The organism is Bradyrhizobium sp. 6(2017) (assembly GCF_011058295.2).
Classification (GTDB): domain Bacteria; phylum Pseudomonadota; class Alphaproteobacteria; order Rhizobiales; family Xanthobacteraceae; genus Bradyrhizobium; species Bradyrhizobium septentrionale.
The window spans coordinates 1,440,928-1,459,678 of record NZ_CP049289.2; the positions used below are offsets into that span (position 1 = coordinate 1,440,928).

The window sequence follows — 18,751 nt, forward strand, 5'->3', positions numbered from 1 at the left end:
TATCGATCGACATCAGGCCGCGGCTGGCGAGAAGGATGTTGATCTATGTCAATCGCAACTGCGAGAGCGTTGCGATTTCATCGTCTTGCCGACACCACCGCATGGTGCGCAGATTGCATCGTGACGCGGCTATCCGTCGCTGCGGTCGCGTCGCCTGCGCAAAGGACCGTTGACATAGATCAAGGTTCGTCACCGGCCGCCGATCATGCTTGGCGCTATCGTGCAGGCAAGGAGCGTGTCCGCCTCCATTCAACAGCTCGCATCCCCCGGGAGTGTCCAATGGCCGATCTTCTGACCTTAAAGAAATTCGAGGCGTTGAGCCCCTTCGAGATCAAGGACGAACTGATCAACCTCGCGAAGAGCGCTTCGAAGCAGAGTCAGATGGCCTTTCTGAACGCCGGGCGGGGCAACCCCAACTGGGTCGCCACCACGCCACGCGAGGGCTTCTTCCTGCTCGGACAATTCGCCATCACCGAGAGCAAGCGGGTGGCGGAGCACCCGGCGGGCATCGGCGGCATGCCGCAGGCCAAGGGCATTGCCGGGCGGTTCGAGGCCTGGCTCGCCCAGCACAAGGACATGCCGGGCGCGAGCTTCCTGACCGAGATGCTGCCCTTTGCGGTCAAGAAGTTCGGCTTCGATCCCGACGCCTTCGTCCACGAACTGGTCGATTCGATCATCGGCGACAATTACCCGGTGCCGGACCGCATGTTGGTTCATAACGAAAAGATCGTCCATGAATATCTGATGTGGGCCGTCTGCGGCGACCCGCGGCCGGCCGGAAAGTTCGACATTTATGCCGTCGAGGGCGGCACGGCGGCGATGTGCTACCTCTTCAAGTCGTTGAAAGCCAACCGGCTGCTCGTGCCTGGTGATACGATTGCGCTGGCGACGCCGATTTTCACGCCCTACATCGAGATGACGCACCTGGAAGACTACGATCTGAAGGTCGTTCAGATCAGGGCTCCGCAGGAAAACAAATTCCAGTTCACCGACGAGGAAATCAAGAAGCTGGAAGATCCGAAGGTTAAGGCCTTCTTCGTCGTCAATCCGTCCAATCCTCCGGGGATGGCGTTGAGCAAGGAGACGGTTGCCAAGTTGGCCAATTTGGTCAAGACCAAGCGCCCCGACCTGATGATCCTCACCGACGACGTCTACGGAACCTTCGTGCACAACTTCCGTTCGCTGCTGGGCGAGCTGCCGCACAACACCATCGGTGTCTACTCCTATTCGAAGTATTTCGGCTGCACGGGATGGCGGCTCGGGGCCATCGCCATCCACGAAGACAACATCTTCGACAAGATGATCGCCAAGCTTCCAGACGCCGCCGTGAAAGCGCTGGACAAGCGCTACGGGCCGCTGACGCTGGAGCCGCGCAAGCTCAAGCTGATCGACCGTATTGTGGCCGACAGCCGCGACGTGGCGCTCAATCACACGGCGGGACTATCGTTGCCGCAGCAGGTGATGATGAGCCTGTTCTCGCTCTCTGAAATGCTGGACGTGAAAAAGGCCTATCAGGCTGCCTGCATGGAAATCGTCAACAAGCGCCTGTGGTCGCTGCTCGACGGGCTCGGGCTTGCTGATAAGCTAACCCCCAACCCGAACTACGATGCCTATTACGGCCTTATCGATTTCGAGTTCTGGGCTCGAAAGAACATCGGCGACGATGCCGTTGAACACCTGAAGAAGAATGTCCATCCGTTGGATCTCGCGTTCAGGCTGGCCGAAGCCCACGGAATCGTGCTGCTGAACGGAGGCGGCTTCGATGCACCGGAATGGTCGCTTCGGGTATCGCTCGCGAACCTCCCTGACGATGTCTACGACGATATCGGACGAGGTGTCCGGGCCATCGCCAGGGGCTATCGCGATGCGTACGAAGCGGCGACCGGGAATAAGGGAGGCGCAAAGCGCTGACGAACGGGACTCTCCGCATCGTTGAAACTTGTTGATCTCCGGCGCGCGAGCTGTCGCTGACAAGGCTGCCAGGTCATTCGCCATTCAGGGCGCCGCGCGGTCAACCGGGCCACTATAGTCCGATTGGGTGAGCCAGCTTGTCGCACGCAATTCCAATCGTCTGGCACAAGCTGCACTGGTCACTCGATTTCTCCGTGATCTACCATGACCATCATGGGGAACGGCAGCGACATATTTCGGCGAGCGTTTCATCGCTGGCTTGAAGCGATCGACGGCGATTTTGCCTTCAGGTTGACGGTCGTGACGGCCGGGATGCTGTCGACTGTCGCGTTTGCCTTTGGATTGCTGTCGCTCTGAGCGAACCCCTCATCTCGAGCCTCTCATCTGAAGCTCAGCGAACTGATGTCGGCGATGAGTTCGGCGCCTGCGACCGGAGATACCAGTCCGGGGGCCATGGATGCGCTTCAAAATAGTTGCAAATTCGACCGGACGTCGAGGCCATCTGGCCGCAAGGTCAGGAATCGGGCTCTCGGCCACGATTGTCCTGTTCTGCTCTGCACAACAAACGGTCGCGGTGCCGCTAACGTCCTTCCGTTATGAAGCCCAGGCCCAGCGGCATTGTCCTGGCAATACCGTGGTCTGGCTCGATTTCCGCCGTGGACGCTATTACCTCAAAGGCCAGAGCCGCTATGGCAGGGGCTTTGACGGCAGTTTCGTGTGCAGGAACGAAGCGCGCGATAGCGGCTATCGGCGTTCGTTGCTCGGCCTCCGGTGACGTCACGGGCAGACGCGTGACGCTTGATCTGGATCAAGCGATGCGCGCCAAGGCGATGGCACCGCTTCCTGCGTGCCTGTTGACGCTCAATCGAGAGCACGTTCTTGAAAACCCTTCGCCAGCTCGTGGCCGGAGACGAATTCATCCAGCTCGCAATTCGCCTCGGATTGCTGGCGCTGCTGATCTACTGGTCGTTCGTCCTGGTCCGCCCGTTCGTGCCGATCCTGGCCTGGAGCGTCGTGCTCGCGGTCGCGCTCTATCCGGTCTTCAACTGGCTCACAGGGATGCTCGGCGGCCATGCGGGCATCGCCTCCCTGGTCCTGACCCTGATCGCACTGGCTGTCGTCATCGGACCGGCGGCCTGGCTCGGGATCGGGGCGGTGGAGGGGGTGAGGGAACTCGCCGGACAACTGAGCGCCGGTAACGTTGTCGTGCCGTCGCCGATGCCGGAGATCAAGGATTGGCCGCTGATCGGCGGCCCGCTCTACGACTTCTGGGATCGGGCGTCGACCAATCTGCGCGCCGTGCTGCGCGAGGTCGTGCCGCATCTGAAGCCGCTGGCCGGGGTCCTGTTTGCGTTTGCCGGCAATGCCGGCGTCGGGATGCTGAAGTTTCTGCTGGCGGTCGTGCTCGCGGGGTTCCTGTTTCCCCACGGCCGGCAGCTTGCCGCGGCATGCAGGGGCTTCCTGTCCCGCATCGTGCCGGAGCAAAGTGAGCACTTCCTCGACCTCGCAGGCGCGACAATTCGGGCGGTCTCCCAGGGCGTCATCGGCGTCGCCGTCCTGCAATCGCTGCTCGCCGGCATTGGGTTCAAGTTGGCGGGGATCTCGAACGCAGGTCTGCTGGCGTTTGTCGTGATGCTGCTAGCGATCGTGCAGATCGGGGCGGCGATCGTGCTGTTCCCCGTCATCATCTGGCTCTGGTTGGCCAAGGACTTCACGACGGCACTCGCGCTGACGTTGTTCTTCCTGGTCGTCGGCGTCCTCGACAATGTGCTGAAGCCGCTGGTCATGGGGCGAGGCCTGACCACGCCGGCGCTCGTCATCTTCGTCGGCGTGATCGGAGGCACGCTTGCCCACGGCATCGTAGGCCTGTTCATCGGCCCAATCATTCTCGCGGTCGCCTGGGAGTTGATCACAGCGTGGATCCGGGACGACCGTGCCCGGCTGGCGGGTGAGCGATGATATTGTTTCAGCTCATCGTTGGATCGGCGGTCAGCGCGATCAACATCGTGCTCCATTCATTATTCACCGTCTTGGTGATCGGACTGATGCGGAACGTCGCCCTGAGTGCCGCAGGTCGGTTTGGGTTGCAGCTCAGCGGCGTGATGGTGACGACCGCGCTGATCCTGATGGTGGCTCACACCTTGGAGATCATGGTGTGGTCACTGGCCTATTTTGCAATGGGTGCAGCGCCCACGGGTAGCGATCTGATCTATTTCGCTTTTGTGAACTACACCACGCTCGGCTACGGCGACGTAATCCCGGTCAAGCAGTGGCTGCTGGTCGGACCGATGGCCGCCATGAACGGGATCCTGATGTTCGGCTGGTCGACAGCGGTCCTGTTCGAGGTGCTGCAAAGGACCATCGAACGCCAGGGGGCACTTACGAAATCCTCATAGCGTCCCGGTCAGTTGTCCAGCCTGGACAGCTGGTCGCGGTCAACCAGCATGATTTCGCGCTGGTTCGAGCCGAGGAAGTCGAGGGCTCCGTAGGCGTGCAGCTTGGATAGCGCACGCGATACGGTCTCGAGGGTCAGCCCGAGATAGTCGGCGATATCGCGCCGGCACATCGGCAGGGCGACGACGCCGACGCCGGTCAGCCGGCGATCCATTTCGAGCAGAAACGCGGCCACCCGCTCCAACGCGGTCTTGCGGCCGAGGAGCAGCATATGGTCTTCGGCATGCTGCAGGTTGCTGGTGGTCATGATCAGCAGGTTGCGAGCCAGGGCGGAATCGGAATGCGCCACCCGTTCGAGGCTCATCCGCCTGATCAGGCGCACGTCCGTGTCGACGACGGCTTCGGCTGTGAAGCGATGGGTTTCGGCGTTCTCAAGGCCGAAAATGTCCCCGACGAGGTGAAAAGCACCGATCTGACGTCGTCCGTCGGAGAGGAGCTTGTAGCTGCGGACAGCCCCTGAAACGACCTGGTAGACGTACTCCGCGGGCTCCTCCTCGCCGTAGATCTCGGCGCCCCTTCTGTAGTGGAATTCGCTGGTGATGAAGTTGGCATGGGGGGCGGTCAACCCACCGAGGACGCTCGGTACATTGGCCGGTCTGACATTGACGCGAGCGAACATGGACCAACCCTCTTCACGATGACCTTGCGGCGTCCGTAGCGGTTCGAAAATGCTTGTCCGCGTGCAATGACTACGACACGGCCCGACCAGGCTCTATTGGTCTTGAGGCCATTGTCCCAAAGGACAGGGGGCCCGGAAATGCGGCAATTTGTTCGCAATTGGTACGCGAGTGTTGGATTACTTTTCAGCATTTACGACGATAACCGTGCTAGTTTTTCTTGAACCCGTTGGTCTCCGGCTCCGAGCGCTATGGGCAAGGCAATTCGGCTCTCTGGACTGATCATCCTGCTGGCTAGCTTGCTGTCGCCGGCTGGTCTCCGGGCGCAGGAGATGCGCCCACATTCCATACTGGTGCTGGACCAGTCCGATCGACGTGGCCCGTTCTACTATCAGGTCTTTGTTGGATTGCGGGATGCCGTGAGCGCGCACGGTCACGCTCCGACGACGATCTACACGGAAAGCCTCGATCTCAATCGCTTCGGCGGTGAGGCCTATCAGGAGGGCTTTCGGCGGTTTCTCGAGACGAAATATCGCGATCGACCGATCGGTGTCGTGGTTGCCGTTGGAGCGGCTGCGCTCGAGCTTGTGCTCCGCTGGCGCCCGCAACTCTGGCCTGACACGCCAATCGTGTTTGCGCTGGTCGAAGAGAATGATTTCAAGCGATTGCGGCCGCCTGCCTATGCCACCGGCGGCATCGTAGCCTTGAAGTTCAAGGATGCCGTCTCGGTCGCCCGCGCCGTGGTGCCGGACCTCAAAACTGTCGCGATCGTCGGTGCGGAATGGGAACGGCAAGTTCTGTTTCGCAACTGGAAGGACCAGGCTGCGGCCGGCATTCCGGGCCTCGACATTATCGAGATTATCGGACGTCCGATGCCTGAGGTCATCGAGCGGGTCGCCGCGCTTCCCGACCACAGCGCGATCATCTACACGGGCCTCTATAGCGACGGCAAAGGCAACTACTATCCGCCCTCGGACGCTCTTGCATTTGTCGCAGCGAAGGCAAATCGTCCCATCGTAATCGCGGCGGAGACTTTCCTCGAACCGGGCGGCATAGGCGGTTTCGCTCTTGTCCCGTCCTTGATCGGTGCCGACGCTGCACAAAGGGCGCTGCGAATCCTCGATGGCGAAGCGCCGGAGAACCTGCCGCCGTCGGTCATCGATGCCGTGAAGCCGATCTTCAATTGGCGGCAGATGCAGCGCTGGAATGTCAGCGAAGCCAGTCTGCCGCAAGGCAGCGAAATCCGCTTCCAGGAGCCGACCTTCCTGGAAAAATATCGCTGGCCGGCCGTTGCGTTCACTGCGGCGTTGCTGCTCCAGACCATGCTGATCGCGTTCCTGCTGCACGAGCGGTACATGCGACGAGAGGCCGAAGTCGAGGCCCGCAATCGCCTGTCCCAGCTTGCTCACAGCAATCGGCAGGCGACCGCCGGAGAGCTGTCGTCCTCGATCGCCCATGAGCTCAACCAGCCGCTCGGCTCAATCCTGACCAATGCCGAGACGGCGGAGTTGATCCTCGGTTCGCCGACTCCTGACCTTCAGGAGGTGCGGGAGATCATTTCCGACATCAAGCGCGATGATTTGCGTGCGAGCGAGGTGATCCGCCGGATGCGCAGCCTGCTGAAGCGTGCGCCATTTGAGAAAAAGGAGATCGACCTCAACCAGACCATGCGGGAGGCATTCGATTTCCTCAAGCTGCAGGCCTCGACCCGCAACGTCGCGATCTACCTGCAGACGTCGCCGCAGACCCTGCTGGTGGAAGGTGATCCGGTTCAGTTGCAGCAGGTCATTCTCAACCTCGTGGTCAACAGCATGGACGCGATGGCCAGGATGCCCTACGGACGGACGATCATCGGCCGTACCGAAGTCAATGGAGGGGCGTCGGCCGTGATTTCGATCTGCGATTCCGGTCCGGGAATTCCCCAAGACAGGCTGAACGAGATTTTCGATCCATTCTTCACCACAAAGGAGCAGGGAATGGGTATTGGCCTGTCAATCGCGCGGACGATCGTTCTGGCGCATAGCGGTCAGATCTGGGCCGAGAACCAGTCCGGGGGCGGAGCGGTTTTCCATCTTTCATTGCCGCTGGCGGCATAGCGCGTTTGGGCTCTTACTTTGGCAGGAGGCAGTGCTAACTTGACGAACGCAGTCTTTGCCGTCGGTCGTGTAGGAGAGAGGGTAATGCACGCTTACGTGCATATTGTCGACGACGACGCCTCGTTTCGCACGGCACTTGAGCGCAGGCTCAAGCTCGCCGGCTACCGTGTGGCGACGTATGCATCGGCCCGGCAACTGCTCGATCAATTGCCAGGCGACGAAGACGCCGGCTGTATCCTGCTCGACGTGCGCATTCCCGGAATGAGCGGTCCGGAGCTGCAGATCCGTCTCAACGAGCTGGAGTCGACGCTTCCGATCGTATTCCTCACCGGACATGCGGACACAGCGACGACCGTGCAGGCGATCAAGGCCGGAGCCGAGGATTTTCTGACCAAGCCGATTGCATCAGAGCAGCTGATCGAGGCAATCAATCGTGCCGTTGCGCGGCACGAATTGGCCCGCAGCCAGCGAACCAGGCTCGACTCCCTCCGCGCGCTGCTGGCGAAGTTGACCCCACGCGAGCGGCAGGTGTTCGATCTGATTGTACGCGGTCGGATCAACAAGCAGGTCGGCTATGAACTCGGCACGACGGAACGCACGGTCAAGGCGCATCGTCACCAGGTCATGGAGAAGATGCAGGTGCAGTCACTTGCCGAGCTCGTCTCGATCGCGGAGCGGCTCGGCATGCACGAGCTTGATGGCGAAGTTAAGGGTTAATCCGCCGCGGCAGCTGCGGCCTCCTGTCCCATGGTACAATATGAAAGCTTTGTGACGGCGCGTATCTCCGTATTGGCCGTGGCGATGCCGTGCGCCGGTGAGATTTCAATGTGTCCTTCGTCCAGGCGTGGACGTTGGGCAGCAAGTCGAGATTTTGCTTCTCGATAGGATTTTGCTTCTCGATAGGGTAGAGGCCCACAGGATTTGCCGACCGCGAAACTAGTCTTCGTCGTGGATGATAACCCCTCCATGCTCCGTGGAATCGGACGGCTGCTGCGGGAATATGGATTTGCATCCAGATTATTCGAGACTGGAAATGCCTTGCTGAGAGATGGCAGCTTCGATGGCGCGCTGTGTCTGATCCTGGACATCAATCTCAGCGATGGTTCAGGGATCGAACTGCGGCACCGCCTGGCGGATCAGGGCATCGACGTCCCGGTCATCTACATCACCGGAAATGACAACCCGGCGACACGGATGGCCGCAATGTCATCGGGCTGCGTGGCCTATCTGACCAAGCCCTTCACGGCAAAATCGCTGATGCAGCCGATCGAACAATTGTTGGCGGGCGCAGTCTAGCGATCGCGGCTCTCAATCATTCGTCAATGGCTTGATCGAGCGTCAGCGCGGGTGCTCCCTTGCGGATGGTCGCAAAGCGGTCCAGCGGCACCGATGTCGTCACCGTCAAAATGCTGGTGTCGACGACGTCGACCGACAGCGCCTTTCCGCCATCCATTTCCTCGAGCAGCTTGGGGTCGGCAACATCGGCTGCGATGCACATGTTAGTCACGCACCAGGTATAGGGCAGGCGATGGACCTTCTGCTGGTCGACCGACAGCTTGACGCCGGCTTGCAGGTACATCCCGACCGGCAGGAATAGCTGGAGGCGGGAGGTCCCGTCTTCGCGCTCGATCAGATCGACGCGAAGGGCCGTCTGGCCGGTCCCGAGGGTGCCGGTGATCGTCGTTCGGCATAGTGTCCTGGCGCCGGCAGGGGTGAAGCAGACCTTTCGCCATTCGCCATACTTGACGTCCCGCGCCGTGCGTGCCCCTCGCGTGGCTACCTCGGCGCCGTCCTTGACCGCAGCGGACGGCGAAGGCGTCTGTTGACTGCGCGCAGCACCGATGCTGACCGCAAACAGCACCAACATCGCCAAAGGACCATACAAGGGACCATATCGGACCATGGATACTCCTCCAGCGAGATGCGCCTAGCGAACCTTGTCCAGAAATCGCTCGACCAGTGGCGACCAGATAGGAATGGAATCGGGAGAGCCGATCAGGAAATGCCCTTCGTCGCCGAACGGCGGCAGTAGATGGTACTCGGTCCTGCCGCCGGCGCGCGTGAAAGCCTCGTACATTCGCTTCGACAGAGCCGGGCCGAAGAATGTGTCGTTCTCGATGTAGAGCCACAGCATGGGCACCCGCGACGTGTGGCCGAACACGCCGGTCGCTTCGACCAGTTTGTCGGGGCCACAATTGTTGTTGGGCTTGCCATCGACGCGGCCGCCGCGGCCCGCCGCGAAGGTGATGATGGCCTTGACCTGCGGCGGGTTGAGGCTCGACAGGGCGATCGCGGCCCAGCCGCCGGCCGACTGCCCGACGACGATGACGCCGTCCGGCAGGGTGCGCTTTTCGGCGGCCATGTAGTCAATGATCCAGAGATCGACCTGCGCGACGGCGAGACCCGGGTCGAGGAAATTGGGATTGGTGCATTTCCCGATCTTGGAGAAGAACGGGCCATAAAGACCGCGTTCGGGAATATCGATAGCCGCGGCGCCATAACCGGTGCCGACCGGCGCCACCACGAGATAACCGCGCCGTGCAAACCACATTGCGGCGTCGCGAAATTCGACCAGCGGGAAGAAGCTGCGATCCCGGGCGTTCAGCGACACGCCGTGATTCATGATGACCAGCGGGAAAGGACCATCTCCGAGCGGTCGGACCAGATAAGCGAACATGGGTAGCGGCAGCGGCAAGGCCCAGATTTCTTCCTGGATGCGCTGGGACGCGCTGTTGTCGTCGGCGCGTGCCGGGGTGGCCAGACCAAGCAGCAGCAGTGTTGCAGTTGCGAGGGCTCGTAAGCCGTGCTGACGCATGTCATGCCCTCCGGCGGTTGACGTAGATGTGCAGGTTGCGACGATCGTAGTGCCGATCTGCGAGGGCGACGCTTGATCTGAATCAACGTGGATCGGTCCACCCCGGCGCAACCACATGCGTCCAATGCGGCTTGATACGGCGGACTTGATGTCAATCCAGAGCGAGACGAGTTGGGTCCGACGGTTTCCGCTGGCGAGTTGGCTGGCCGACTATCGCGCATCCTGGCTTGGTGCGGACGCCATCGCCGGGGTCACGCTGGCGGCCTACGCGATCCCGGTGTCGCTGGCCTATGCCGGGCTCGCCGGTCTGCCGCCGCAGGTCGGCGTCTACGGTTACCTGCTTGGCGGCGTGGGTTACGCCTTGCTCGGCTCGTCGCGGCAACTCGCGGTGGGACCGACCTCGGCGATCTCTCTGATGATCGCCGGCGCCGTCGGCGTGCTGGCCGGCGGCGACGCCACACGTTACGGGCAGATCGTCAGCCTCGTGGCCTTCAGCGTGGCGCTGCTCTGCCTGATTGCCTGGCTGTTCAGGCTCAGCCTGCTGGTGCGGTTGATCAGCGATAGCATTCTGGTGGGCTTCAAGGCCGGAGCAGGGCTCACCATCATCATGAGCCAGCTGCCAAGCCTGTTCGGCGTGGCAGGTGGCGGCCACAATTTTTTCGACCGTGCGATCAAGCTTGCCGGTCAGTTGGGCGATACCAGGCCGCTGGTGCTCGGCATTGGTCTGGTTGCGACCGTGCTGCTCCTGCTCGGCGAGCGCAGGCTGCCCGGAAAGCCTGTTGGCCTCGCCGTGGTCGCGCTGTCGATCCTCACGGTCTCCGTCCTTGGGCTTGCGGAAATGGGATTGCCGGTGACCGGAAAGATCCCGACCGGGTTGCCGACCCTTTCGCTACCGACCTTCGGCTTGCTCGAATTTGACGATCTCTTTCCCATCGCCGCCGGATGTCTCGTGCTGGCTTATGTAGAAGGCGTGTCCGCGGCGCGAAGCTTCGCGGCAAAGCACGGCTATGCACTGGATGTCCGGCAGGAGTTTCTGGGGCTCGGCGCGGCCAATCTCGCCGCAGCCTTCGGGCATGGCTATCCCGTCGCCGGTGGGCTGTCGCAGTCGGCCGTGAATGACGCAGCCGGTGCGCGAACGCCGCTGGCCCTCCTGTTCTGTTCGGCAACCCTTGCCCTCTGCCTGCTGTTCTTCACGGGTCTCTTGACCAATCTGCCGAAGACCGTGCTTGCCGCGATCGTTTTTTCGGCCGTCTACAAATTGGTCGATATTCCGGCGCTTGCCAGAATGTGGCGGATCAGCCGGATCGATTTCTATGCGGCGGTCATCGCGCTGGTATCGGTGCTGTTCCTCGGGATCCTGCAGGGCGTGCTGCTGGCGGCCGTCGCCTCGATCTTCCTGCTGCTGTTGCGTGCGTCCCAGCCCAATGTCGCGTTTCTTGGCCGTCTCCCTGGCAGCGGCCGCTATTCCGACCGGGCGCGCCATGACGACGTGGAACCGCTGACCGGGATCATCGCCTTCCGCCCGGAAACCTCGCTGCTTTATGTCAATGCCGAGACGATCTTCGAAACTGTGCTGGCTGCACTGCAGACGTCCACGGACGTCAAGCTGGTGGCCTGCGACCTGTCGGCCTCGCCGTTCATCGACCTGGCGGGGTCGCGCATGCTGCACGATCTTCACCAGGAACTCGCCTCGCGCGGCATCAAATTCTGCATCGTCGGCGCGCACGCGCAGTTGCGCGATCTGCTTCAGGCGGATGGTCTTGCAGACAAGACCGACAGCGGCGACTGGATGCGGACGCTCGACAGCGTATTAAGCAGCAGGAAGCCGCAGGCAAACGACTGATGTGCGCTGTCCCGCGGACCGTTCCCCGACATTCGAGCTCTGCTGCATCGCAAGACGTTGCGCTCGCTCGATGGCGACAAGGTTGTCTCAACCGCTGCGGATTGATTTGGATCAAAGGGAGCGGTGTGCGCGGTTCGTACGCTTTGACGGGGAACACCGTCAAGATCGGAACACCGCCAAGATCGGGAGACATTCATGGCCAACGACGCGAAGCAGGCCCAGCAGCGTATCGACCAGTTCTTCTCGGGACCCGGCGGACGCGCCGACAATTGGCGGGATCTGGTCGAGGCGGCAAAAGCGTGGAACCGGGGCGGCGACCGTGCGCCGTACGACAAGGCGCTGTCGGCAATCGCGGTCACCGAGGAGTTTCACGGCTACCCGGGCCTTCGCTTGATGGCGGCGCTGAAGGAAGCCGCGGCGGCGGGCGATGCCGCCACCTCGCATATCCTTTCGACCCGGATCGCGCAGGCACTTCAGACAAAATCCTTCCGTCAGCATGCCGGTGACTGGAGCACGCAGGACGAGGGCAATGGCGACGTTCCCGATCTGCTGCCGCCAACGCTCGGGCAATCGGCGGCGCGCCGTCCCTACTTCGAGACCCTGATCGTGACCGGGGTGCCAGCCAGCAATTGGCCGGGACTCTTGGCGGAATGGCGCAGGCTGCGGCGTCCGGTCGACGCCTTCATCTATGAGCCCGTGGTGGTGGGCAGTCTCGAGGACGCCTTCTGTGCGGCAATGCTAAACCCCAACATTGCGGCGGTGGTGATCAATGAAGGCTTCGGGTTGCGCTCGCGCCACGATGCGCCTGTGCTTCGTGCCATGACGGGCGCCATGGGGCTCAACGAAGAGTCCGATGCTTCCGCGCTACGGCTGGCCCATATCCTGAAGCGGATCCGTCCCGAGCTTGATCTCTACCTGATGTCCAATCGCGACGTCGAGGAGTTGGCCGGCAATCCTGAGGCCGACGTGGTGCGCCGGGTGTTCTACTCGGTCGAGGATATCCTCGAATTGCACCTATCAATTCTGGAAGGCGTGCAGGACCGCTTCGACACGCCGTTTTTCGACAATCTGAAGAAATACGCGCAGCGGCCGATCGGGACCTTCCACGCGCTGCCGATCGCACGCGGCAAGTCCGTGTTCAAGTCGGACTGGATCCGCGACATGGGCGAATTCTACGGGCTGAACCTGTTCCTTGCCGAGAGCAGCGCCACCACCGGCGGCCTCGACAGCATGCTGGAGCCGACCGGCAACATCAAGAAGGCGCAGGAGAAGGCCGCGCGCGCACTCGGTGCCGACCGCGTCTACTTCGTGACCAACGGCACCTCGACCTCCAACAAGATGGCGGTGCAGGCGCTGCTGGGTCCCGGCGACATCGCGATCGTCGATCGCAACTGCCACAAGTCGCACCATTATGGCATGGTGCTGGCGGGCGCGCAGCCGCTCTACGTCGAGGCATTCCCGATGACGGAATACTCGATGTACGGCGCGGTGCCCCTGAAGACGATCAAGCAGGCGCTTCTGAACGCGAAGGCGGATGGCCGGCTCGACCGGGTCAAGATGATCGACCTGACCAATTGTACCTTCGATGGTCACATCTACAACACGCGGCGGGTGATGGAGGAATGCCTCGCGATCAAGCCTGACCTGATCTTCCTTTGGGACGAGGCCTGGTTCGGCTTCGCGCGGTTCTCGCCATTCCTGAGGCGACGAACCGCGATGGGCGCGGCGAACGAGATCGAAGCCTGGATGCGCGATCCCAAATCGGTTGCGGCCTACGAGAAGCAGCAGGCCGAACTCGGCAAGAAGCCGTCGGACGAGGTGCTGCTCAAGACCCGGCTCATCCCCGATCCGCGTCAGATCCGGTTGCGGGTCTACCAGACCAACTCGACGCACAAGTCGATGTCGGCAATCCGGCAGGGCTCGATGCTGTCCGTCAAGGACATCGAATTTCACACGGTCGAAGCGCAGTTCAAGGAGGCCGTATTCACGCACGCTTCGACCAGCCCGAACCAGCAGCTGATCGCAAGCCTCGACGTCTCGCGCCGCCAGATGGAGCTCGAGGGTTATGGACTGGTCGCCAATGCCATGGAGATTGCGTTCGCCATCCGCAATGCGGTCAACACCAATCCGCTGATTTCCCGGTATTTCCGTGTCCTGGGTGCCGATGCGATGGTCCCCAAGGAATATCGCCAGAGCGGCTTCACTGACTATCTCGCGGTCGGCACCAACTGGGCGAGCGCCCTGAAGAGCCTGAACGACGACGAGTTCTGCCTCGATCCGACCCGCATGACGCTGGTCTGCGGCACGGCCGGGTACGACGGAACGCAGTTCAAGGGTCTGCTCGCCAACCGCTACAACATCCAGGTCAACAAGACGTCGCGCAACTCGGTCCTGATCCAGTCCAACATCAACAATACGCGCAGCGACGTCGCGCATCTTGTCCGGGTGTTGGCCGAAATCTCCGGTGAAATCGATCGGGGTCTGGCCAAAGGCGGAGCGAACGCCAGGGTCGATTTCGACTTGCGGGTCAACAGCCTGATGAAGGACGTACCGGACCTGCCGAATTTCTCGCATTTCCACGAGACCTATCGCGGTGATGCCGGCACCAGGACGAATGAAGGCGACATCCGCAGCGGATTCTATTCGGCCTATGACGCCGCCGGATGCGAATACATCCGCCTGCACGATCCCGAGATCGACAGGCGTCTGAAGAACGGGCCCGCTCTCGTGTCCGCGAGCTTCGTGATCCCCTATCCGCCGGGCTTCCCGATTATGGTCCCTGGCCAGGTCATCACGCAGGAGACGATCGACTTCATGCGCAAGCTCGATGTGAAGGAGATCCATGGCTATGACGCGGCTGAGGGCCTGAAACTCGTGACGACCGAGGCTCTCGCCAGGATGGGCAAGCCGAAAGCGTCAGCGCCGAAGCTCAAGGCCGCATCATAGATCCGTTCGCGCAACCGATCCCTGGAGGGAAATCATGAGGAAAGTGGATTTGCTTGGAGCCGTTGCCGCGCTGGCAATCGGATTGGCTGGCTTCGGCACGCCGTCGCTGGCCGAAACCGGCGCGGTCGCCGTCATCTTCACCAAGGGTGGCTTCATCGTTGGTATCGGAGGCGGCGAGGGCGTATTGACCCTGCGCGGCAAGCATTATCCGTTCACCGTGTCGGGCATGAGCGTCGGCTTCACGATCGGCGCCTCGACCACCAAGTTTGTCGGGCGCGCGATCAACCTGAGGGGGCCCGGCTCAATCGAAGGTTCCTACAGCGCCGCAGGCGCTGGAGGTGCGATCGCCGCGGGCGCCGGAGGCGTGCAACTGCAGAACGCCAATGGCGTGATCCTGCAGCTCAGCGGTCCGAAGGTCGGCGCCGAAGTCTCGGCCGCCGTGGGCGGCGTCACGATCCGCCTGAAATAGGCCGGAAGAGCCCAGGCCGCGCATCCGGCGCGGCCTGGCTTTTCAGTAGCGTTCCTCGACGAAGTTCATTCCCCGCAGACCGACCTGATCGTTGTAGCGCCCTTTGTCGGAGCGCCTGGGCAGTTTCACCTTGTCGCGCTTCACCCGTCCGTAGGGGATCGTCTTCAGGAGGTGCGAAATGCAGTTCAATCGCGCCCGGCGCTTGTCGTCGGAGCGGATGACGTGCCAGGGCGCGTGCTTCGAGCTCGTCGCCTTGAACATCAGGTCGCGTGCCCGGGAATAGTCGTACCAGCGCCGGTACGACGCCGTGTCCATCGGGCTCAGTTTCCACTGTCGCAGCGGATCGTCGATCCGGGCCCTGAAGCGGCGTTCCTGCTCGTCCATCCCGACCTCGAGCCACAACTTGATCAGGATGATGCCGCCCTCGATAATGTATTGCTCCATCTGCGGACAGAGTGAGAGGAACCGCTTGTGTTCCGCCGGCGTGCAGAATCCCATCACGTATTCGACGCCTGCGCGATTGTACCAGCTGCGATCGAAGATGACGATTTCGCCGGCGGCCGGAAATTGCTGCATGTAGCGTTGGATGAAGAGCTGGGACTTCTCTCGATCGGATGGCGCGGGCAGGGCGACCACCCGAAACACCCGCGGGCTGACCTTCTCGGTCAGGGCCTTGATGGTTCCGCCCTTGCCGGCTGCATCGCGCCCCTCGAACAGGATGATGACCCTGAGCTTGTTCGCTACCACCCAGTCCTGGAGATGGCAGAGCTGAATCTGCAGCTTGTGCAGCTCTTCTTCATACTGCTTGCGCTTCATCTTTCCGGTGGAATTGTCCTTCGCCATGGATCCCCGTCCATCGTTTGAGCTGTCAGCCCCAGGCAATGACGATGCCGATGTCGCCGGGCATGCCGCCGGGGTATTCAACGACCTGGTAGCGGATGCGGTAGCCGCGCGGTTGCAGGTAGTCCGCCCAGAGCTGGTATATTTCCTTGGGTATACCTGTCAGCGTTTTTTCCCAGCCCGCTTCCATCTGATTGATGGCCCGCCCCTTGTCGGTGCACAGCGTGTTGGGGAAGCGATAGACCTGTACTTCGGTCAGCCCGTTGCGCACCGCACGCTGAATCACCGTCGAGGCCAGCTTGACCTTCTCGTCTTCGCTGAGACCGGACGGCTTGCTCAACCGTTCGATCAAGGCGCGCTTCTCGGCCTCCGCAGCGGCCGCACGCTTGGCGTGCTCCTCAGCTTTCTCCGCTTCCTGGTGCGCCGCCAGCTTCTGGATTTCATGCGCCTTCGGGATCAGATCATCGATTTTGTCTCGCATGGCCGGGACTCCTGGGATCGATCTTGAGCCTTGCCCGAGAACGGTAGGAGCAAGCTGGCCGTCTTCTTTGATCCAAATCAAGCAAGCCGCGCGTCAGGAAGGCAGGGTGCGAGGCACGGTTGCGAAGCGCCAGCGCCCGGAACGGAGATAAAATTTGAGCGAACAGATGCATCCGGCAGCCCCCCATCATCTGCCGTTCTTCATTCCCGGCGTCGACGGGTCGGACACCCTGATGGTGGTGATGGGCATTTTCCTTGTAGCTACAGTCTTCTGGGTTGGCACCCTCTACTGGAAACTGCACAGCCTGCCGGAGCGCATGGCGCACAAGTCGCAGAAGCTGCAGTTTGAGATCGTCGCCGTCCTCGGCCTGATATCGCTTTTCACCCACATGCATATCTTCTGGGTCGCCGGCCTGCTGCTGGCACTCATCGACCTGCCGGATTTCGGCACGCCGATGCGCAGCATTGCCGATTCCGTCGAGCGCATAGCCGACGCCAAGCCGGGCGCGCCCGCTGCCGAACCGGAAGCCGAATCCGTATCTGGCGGCAGTCCCGACGTCCGGACGCCCGCGAAGCAAGAGGTGCACAACCATGCTTGAGCTGATGATCTGCTCGCTGGTGACGATCCTGCCGGATTACCTCTACCGCCGCTATCGGCAGGGCAAGCGGTTCGGCAAGGAGATCACGTTCTTCTCCGTCTGGTACGAACTGAGGTGGGGTATCACCGGCTGCCTGATGCTCACGATCTCGCTGATCACGATGATCTTCTATTTTCATCCCTCGACAACCTCCGCGGCGATCTACTTCAGGACCGTGCCGATCCTGCCCGAGGGCTCCGGCCGCGTCGTCGAGGTCAATGTCGGCTTCACCGCGCCGGTGAAGAAGGGGGACGTGCTGTTCCGGCTCGATAGTTCGAGGCAGGAGGCTGCGCTCGAGACCGCCAGGCGAAAGATCGCCGAGGTGGATGCGTCGCTGATCTCGGCGCAGGCCGATGTCGTCAAGGCGGACGCTCAGATCGGGGAGGCGAAAGCCTCCTTGCAGCAAGCCAAGGACGAGCTGGATGTGAAGAGCGACTTGCAACGCCGCAATCCCGGCATTGTGCCGCAACGCGACATCGAGAAGCTGCAGGTTCTGGTTGATCAGCGGCAGTCCGGCGTCGATGCCGCTAGCGCCGTCAAGCAATCGGCGACGTTGCGCGTCACTACGCTTCTGCCGGCCGAGAGGGCAAGTGCCGAGGCCGCGCAGGCGCAGGCGCAAGTGGATCTCGACAAGACGTTCATCCGTGCCGGCGTCGATGGCCGCGTCGAGCAATTCCTCGTTCGCCCCGGGGATCTTGTGGCCCAGATCATGCGGCCGGCCGGAATCCTGATACCCGACGAAGCCGGCCGGAACAGCTTGCAGGCGGGGTTCGGGCAGATCGAGGCCCAGGTCATGAAGCCCGGCATGGTCGCGGAAGCCACGTGTATCTCGAAACCCTGGGTGATCATTCCGCTGGTCGTCACCAGCGTGCAGGATTTCATCGCCGCCGGCCAGTTTCGGGCCACCGAGCTGTTGATCGACCCGCAGAGCCTGCAAAAGCCCGGCTCGATCCTCGTGTTCCTTGAGCCGCTCTACAAGGGCGGCCTTGACGGCGTGACACCGGGCAGCAGTTGCATCGTCAATGCCTACACCAGCAACCATGACGTGATCGCCGATCCGAAAACCGGCGCGTTGAAGGGTTTTGCCCTGCACGTCGTCGACGCGACTGCACTTGTTCATGCATTGCTGCTTCGGATCCAGGCGCTGCTGCTGCCGATCCAGACGCTGGTGTTGAGTGGTCACTGACGGGCGCGAACAGGGAGACGGGAGATGAAACCGGACGGCAAGCGTCGCGTAATAGTGCTAGCGGGCATGATGTTCGTATTGCCGGATTGCGCGCACGCGTTCGATCTCGCCGGCGCCTGGGCCACAAGCGCGGACCAATGCGGCAAGGTGTTCGCCCGCAAGGGCAGGGCGAACCAGGTCACGTTCACGAATTTCTCCGGGATCTATGGCGGCGGGTTCATCGCCGAGGCCGATCGCCTCAGGGGCAAGTTCGAGAACTGCAAGATCAAGTCGCGCAAGGATGATGGCAAGGACCTCAATATCATTGTGAGTTGCGCTTCGGGGATCATGGTGTCCAACGTCCAGTTCTTCCTCAAGGTTGTCGACGACGACACCATCACGCGCGAGTTTCCGGGCGTCGAGGGGATGCAGGTCTCCTATCATCGCTGCAAACTCTAGCGGAATGCAGCCTTTGAC

Annotated in this window: 18 protein-coding genes; 13 read left to right on the forward strand and 5 right to left on the reverse strand. The window is 61.7% G+C overall.

Translation table 11 applies throughout. The annotated features are described in order from the left end of the window. The first annotated feature begins 279 nt into the window (after positions 1 to 279). From aspD to G6P99_RS06705, 4 genes are all read left to right on the forward strand, one after another. Positions 280 to 1,911 (forward strand): aspartate 4-decarboxylase, encoded by a 1,632-nt coding sequence (gene aspD, locus G6P99_RS06690; RefSeq protein WP_029079676.1) that lies wholly within the window; start codon positions 280 to 282, stop codon positions 1,909 to 1,911. Positions 1,912 to 2,368: 457 nt separating this feature from the next. Further along, entirely contained in the window at positions 2,369 to 2,686 is a 318-nt protein-coding gene (locus G6P99_RS06695; RefSeq protein ID WP_051346106.1) for a hypothetical protein, read from the forward strand. A gap of 104 nt (positions 2,687 to 2,790) precedes the next feature. Continuing rightward, positions 2,791 to 3,870: an AI-2E family transporter gene (locus G6P99_RS06700; RefSeq protein ID WP_029079674.1), complete on the forward strand. Its 1,080-nt coding sequence runs from the start codon at positions 2,791 to 2,793 to the stop codon at positions 3,868 to 3,870. Beyond that, complete coding sequence (locus G6P99_RS06705) at positions 3,867 to 4,307, forward strand: ion channel (RefSeq protein ID WP_035976512.1); 441 nt, start codon at positions 3,867 to 3,869, stop codon at positions 4,305 to 4,307. The genes G6P99_RS06700 and G6P99_RS06705 overlap by 4 nt, the downstream gene beginning before the upstream one ends. An 8-nt stretch (positions 4,308 to 4,315) precedes the next feature. On the opposite strand, the gene G6P99_RS06710 is transcribed toward G6P99_RS06705, so the two are convergent. Further along, positions 4,316 to 4,984, reverse strand: a complete 669-nt coding sequence (locus G6P99_RS06710; RefSeq protein ID WP_029079672.1) for a helix-turn-helix domain-containing protein — start codon at positions 4,982 to 4,984, stop codon at positions 4,316 to 4,318. Positions 4,985 to 5,314: 330 nt separating this feature from the next. On the opposite strand from G6P99_RS06710, the gene G6P99_RS06715 reads away from it, so the two are divergent. From G6P99_RS06715 to G6P99_RS06725, 3 genes are all read left to right on the forward strand, one after another. Beyond that, on the forward strand, positions 5,315 to 7,078 hold the full coding sequence (locus tag G6P99_RS06715) for a sensor histidine kinase (protein ID WP_245284586.1): 1,764 nt from the start codon (positions 5,315 to 5,317) through the stop codon (positions 7,076 to 7,078). Positions 7,079 to 7,162: 84 nt separating this feature from the next. Continuing rightward, positions 7,163 to 7,795, forward strand: a complete 633-nt coding sequence (locus G6P99_RS06720; protein WP_084518372.1) for a response regulator transcription factor — start codon at positions 7,163 to 7,165, stop codon at positions 7,793 to 7,795. A 204-nt stretch (positions 7,796 to 7,999) separates the two neighbouring features. Beyond that, the gene (locus G6P99_RS06725; RefSeq protein ID WP_035976508.1) at positions 8,000 to 8,374 is read left to right on the forward strand and encodes a response regulator transcription factor; all 375 of its coding nucleotides are present in this window, start codon (positions 8,000 to 8,002) and stop codon (positions 8,372 to 8,374) included. A 16-nt stretch (positions 8,375 to 8,390) separates the two neighbouring features. Here the strand turns inward: G6P99_RS06725 and G6P99_RS06730 are convergent, their stop codons facing one another. Together G6P99_RS06730 and G6P99_RS06735 are read right to left on the reverse strand one after the other, a co-directional pair. Beyond that, the gene (locus G6P99_RS06730; protein ID WP_245284585.1) at positions 8,391 to 8,945 is read right to left on the reverse strand and encodes an invasion associated locus B family protein; all 555 of its coding nucleotides are present in this window, start codon (positions 8,943 to 8,945) and stop codon (positions 8,391 to 8,393) included. Between the two features lie 60 nt (positions 8,946 to 9,005). After that, positions 9,006 to 9,893 carry an alpha/beta hydrolase family protein gene (locus G6P99_RS06735; RefSeq protein ID WP_029079667.1) on the reverse strand — a complete coding sequence of 296 codons (888 nt, stop codon included), beginning with the start codon at positions 9,891 to 9,893 and terminating at the stop codon, positions 9,006 to 9,008. A 148-nt stretch (positions 9,894 to 10,041) separates the two neighbouring features. On the opposite strand from G6P99_RS06735, the gene G6P99_RS06740 reads away from it, so the two are divergent. The 3 genes from G6P99_RS06740 to G6P99_RS06750 all read left to right on the forward strand — a co-directional run bounded on the left by G6P99_RS06740 (position 10,042) and on the right by G6P99_RS06750 (position 15,151). Continuing rightward, positions 10,042 to 11,736 (forward strand): SulP family inorganic anion transporter, encoded by a 1,695-nt coding sequence (locus tag G6P99_RS06740; RefSeq protein ID WP_029079666.1) that lies wholly within the window; start codon positions 10,042 to 10,044, stop codon positions 11,734 to 11,736. A 195-nt stretch (positions 11,737 to 11,931) separates the two neighbouring features. Continuing rightward, positions 11,932 to 14,682 carry a decarboxylase gene (locus G6P99_RS06745; protein WP_165127624.1) on the forward strand — a complete coding sequence of 917 codons (2,751 nt, stop codon included), beginning with the start codon at positions 11,932 to 11,934 and terminating at the stop codon, positions 14,680 to 14,682. A gap of 34 nt (positions 14,683 to 14,716) precedes the next feature. Further along, the gene (locus G6P99_RS06750) at positions 14,717 to 15,151 is read left to right on the forward strand and encodes a hypothetical protein (RefSeq protein ID WP_029079664.1); all 435 of its coding nucleotides are present in this window, start codon (positions 14,717 to 14,719) and stop codon (positions 15,149 to 15,151) included. 42 nt (positions 15,152 to 15,193) lie between these two features. Here G6P99_RS06750 and ppk2 read toward each other — a convergent pair whose 3' ends face one another. Then, a complete protein-coding gene (ppk2, locus tag G6P99_RS06755) occupies positions 15,194 to 15,994 on the reverse strand; it encodes a polyphosphate kinase 2 (protein WP_029079663.1) in 801 nt (266 codons plus the stop codon). A gap of 25 nt (positions 15,995 to 16,019) precedes the next feature. Then, entirely contained in the window at positions 16,020 to 16,472 is a 453-nt protein-coding gene (locus tag G6P99_RS06760; protein ID WP_029079662.1) for a hypothetical protein, read from the reverse strand. A 154-nt stretch (positions 16,473 to 16,626) separates the two neighbouring features. Here G6P99_RS06760 and G6P99_RS06765 point away from each other — a divergent pair, with 154 nt between their 5' ends. The 3 genes from G6P99_RS06765 to G6P99_RS06775 are packed head-to-tail and all read left to right on the forward strand — an operon-like array spanning position 16,627 to position 18,733. Further along, on the forward strand, positions 16,627 to 17,070 hold the full coding sequence (locus tag G6P99_RS06765; protein WP_165127626.1) for a hypothetical protein: 444 nt from the start codon (positions 16,627 to 16,629) through the stop codon (positions 17,068 to 17,070). Next, entirely contained in the window at positions 17,063 to 18,295 is a 1,233-nt protein-coding gene (locus tag G6P99_RS06770; protein ID WP_165127628.1) for an HlyD family secretion protein, read from the forward strand. Before G6P99_RS06765 ends, G6P99_RS06770 begins: the two co-directional genes overlap by 8 nt. Before the next feature lie 24 nt (positions 18,296 to 18,319). Beyond that, positions 18,320 to 18,733, forward strand: a complete 414-nt coding sequence (locus G6P99_RS06775) for a hypothetical protein (RefSeq protein WP_245284979.1) — start codon at positions 18,320 to 18,322, stop codon at positions 18,731 to 18,733. The last annotated feature ends 18 nt before the right edge of the window (positions 18,734 to 18,751 follow it).

Bases quoted from the DNA above. Each gene is read 5' to 3' on its own strand.
- aspD (WP_029079676.1), top strand. From the start codon at position 280: ATGGCCGATCTTCTGACCTTAAAGAAATTCGAGGCGTTGAGCCCCTTC.
- G6P99_RS06695 (WP_051346106.1), top strand. From the start codon at position 2,369: ATGCGCTTCAAAATAGTTGCAAATTCGACCGGACGTCGAGGCCATCTG.
- G6P99_RS06705 (WP_035976512.1), top strand. From the start codon at position 3,867: ATGATATTGTTTCAGCTCATCGTTGGATCGGCGGTCAGCGCGATCAAC.
- G6P99_RS06710 (WP_029079672.1), bottom strand. From the start codon at position 4,984: ATGTTCGCTCGCGTCAATGTCAGACCGGCCAATGTACCGAGCGTCCTC.
- G6P99_RS06715 (WP_245284586.1), top strand. From the start codon at position 5,315: ATGCGCCCACATTCCATACTGGTGCTGGACCAGTCCGATCGACGTGGC.
- G6P99_RS06720 (WP_084518372.1), top strand. From the start codon at position 7,163: ATGCACGCTTACGTGCATATTGTCGACGACGACGCCTCGTTTCGCACG.
- G6P99_RS06730 (WP_245284585.1), bottom strand. From the start codon at position 8,945: ATGTTGGTGCTGTTTGCGGTCAGCATCGGTGCTGCGCGCAGTCAACAG.
- G6P99_RS06735 (WP_029079667.1), bottom strand. From the start codon at position 9,893: ATGCGTCAGCACGGCTTACGAGCCCTCGCAACTGCAACACTGCTGCTG.
- G6P99_RS06740 (WP_029079666.1), top strand. From the start codon at position 10,042: ATGTCAATCCAGAGCGAGACGAGTTGGGTCCGACGGTTTCCGCTGGCG.
- G6P99_RS06745 (WP_165127624.1), top strand. From the start codon at position 11,932: ATGGCCAACGACGCGAAGCAGGCCCAGCAGCGTATCGACCAGTTCTTC.
- G6P99_RS06750 (WP_029079664.1), top strand. From the start codon at position 14,717: ATGAGGAAAGTGGATTTGCTTGGAGCCGTTGCCGCGCTGGCAATCGGA.
- ppk2 (WP_029079663.1), bottom strand. From the start codon at position 15,994: ATGGCGAAGGACAATTCCACCGGAAAGATGAAGCGCAAGCAGTATGAA.
- G6P99_RS06760 (WP_029079662.1), bottom strand. From the start codon at position 16,472: ATGCGAGACAAAATCGATGATCTGATCCCGAAGGCGCATGAAATCCAG.
- G6P99_RS06770 (WP_165127628.1), top strand. From the start codon at position 17,063: ATGCTTGAGCTGATGATCTGCTCGCTGGTGACGATCCTGCCGGATTAC.
- G6P99_RS06775 (WP_245284979.1), top strand. From the start codon at position 18,320: ATGAAACCGGACGGCAAGCGTCGCGTAATAGTGCTAGCGGGCATGATG.